Source organism: Aerococcus sp. L_32, assembly GCF_050689315.1.
Genome location: NZ_JBOEQF010000706.1, coordinates 1 through 924, shown reverse-complemented (window position 1 = coordinate 924; position 924 = coordinate 1). Strand labels below are relative to the sequence as shown.

Genomic DNA, 924 nt, shown 5'->3' with positions numbered 1-924 from the left:
TCAAAATGCTTATATATTCCGCCAACCATTGCGGTTATATGAAGGCCACCAATTAAAATTAAAGAACTTACAGGCACAACTGGTTCAGTCGCAAGAACGCCACTTGAAATCTCAAAAAGTTGCCGTACAGCACTTAGACCAAAGGGTAAACCAATCTTCTCCTGCAATTACATTAGGCAATTACCGGTCAAAATTACAATACATGCAGCGCCAATTGATTAATAGCCAGAGCCAACAGGTAAGGTCTAAGGAATATCAATTGCAAAAAGCGATGTCCCGACTGGATCTTTTATCACCCCTAAAAAGGATGAGTAAAGGTTTTGCTTATGTGACAAGTAAACAAGAACCGGTAGAATCCATCACAAAAGTGGATATTGGTGATCCATTAGCCATTCAATTAGTGGATGGCCGAATTACCGCACAAATTACTGGAACAGACAAGAAACAATTTTCTAAAATAAAAGGAGAATCATAAATGGCTATCGATACCTCAAAATTATCGTTTGAAGAAGCGTTAGAAAAACTAGAAGCAATTGTCAATCAATTACAATCTGGCGATATCAAATTAGAAGAATCAATGGATGCTTTTCAAGACGGCATGATTCTAAGCAAATATTGCAGCCAAACTTTAGAAAACGCTGAAGAAACAATGACAAAATTGATGACAGAAAGTGGTCAATTAGAAGCATTTGAAGAACCAACGAGTCAAGGTGACCAATAATGGATGCAACTTTTTTTATGGAAAACCAATTACTAGCCTTAGACGAAGCTATTCTGAAGTCTGTTGACCAATTCGGTCACGACCAGCCTGGTCAATTGAAAGAATCAATGGTTTATTCATTAAATACAGGTGGCAAACGCATTCGACCAATGTTATTGTTGGCTACTTTAAAAGCGCTGAACGCTGACATTGAAACAGGGTTA

Annotated in this window: 2 protein-coding genes and 1 pseudogene; all 3 read left to right on the top strand. The window is 37.8% G+C overall.

Going from position 1 to position 924, the window contains the following annotated elements:
- Positions 1 to 475: exodeoxyribonuclease VII large subunit (locus tag ACRCJ0_RS15865; RefSeq protein WP_431391144.1), on the top strand; the 475-nt coding region annotated here is incomplete at its 5' end.
- Positions 476 to 721, top strand: coding sequence for an exodeoxyribonuclease VII small subunit (locus ACRCJ0_RS15860; RefSeq protein WP_026466152.1), 246 nt, complete (start codon positions 476 to 478; stop codon positions 719 to 721).
- Positions 721 to 924, top strand: a pseudogene (locus ACRCJ0_RS15855) (polyprenyl synthetase family protein); the annotation flags it as partial. The gene ACRCJ0_RS15860 and the pseudogene ACRCJ0_RS15855, both read left to right, overlap by 1 nt.

Excerpts from the sequence above, each read along its gene's own strand:
- ACRCJ0_RS15860 (WP_026466152.1), top strand. The coding sequence starts at position 476 with ATGGCTATCGATACCTCAAAATTATCGTTTGAAGAAGCGTTAGAAAAA.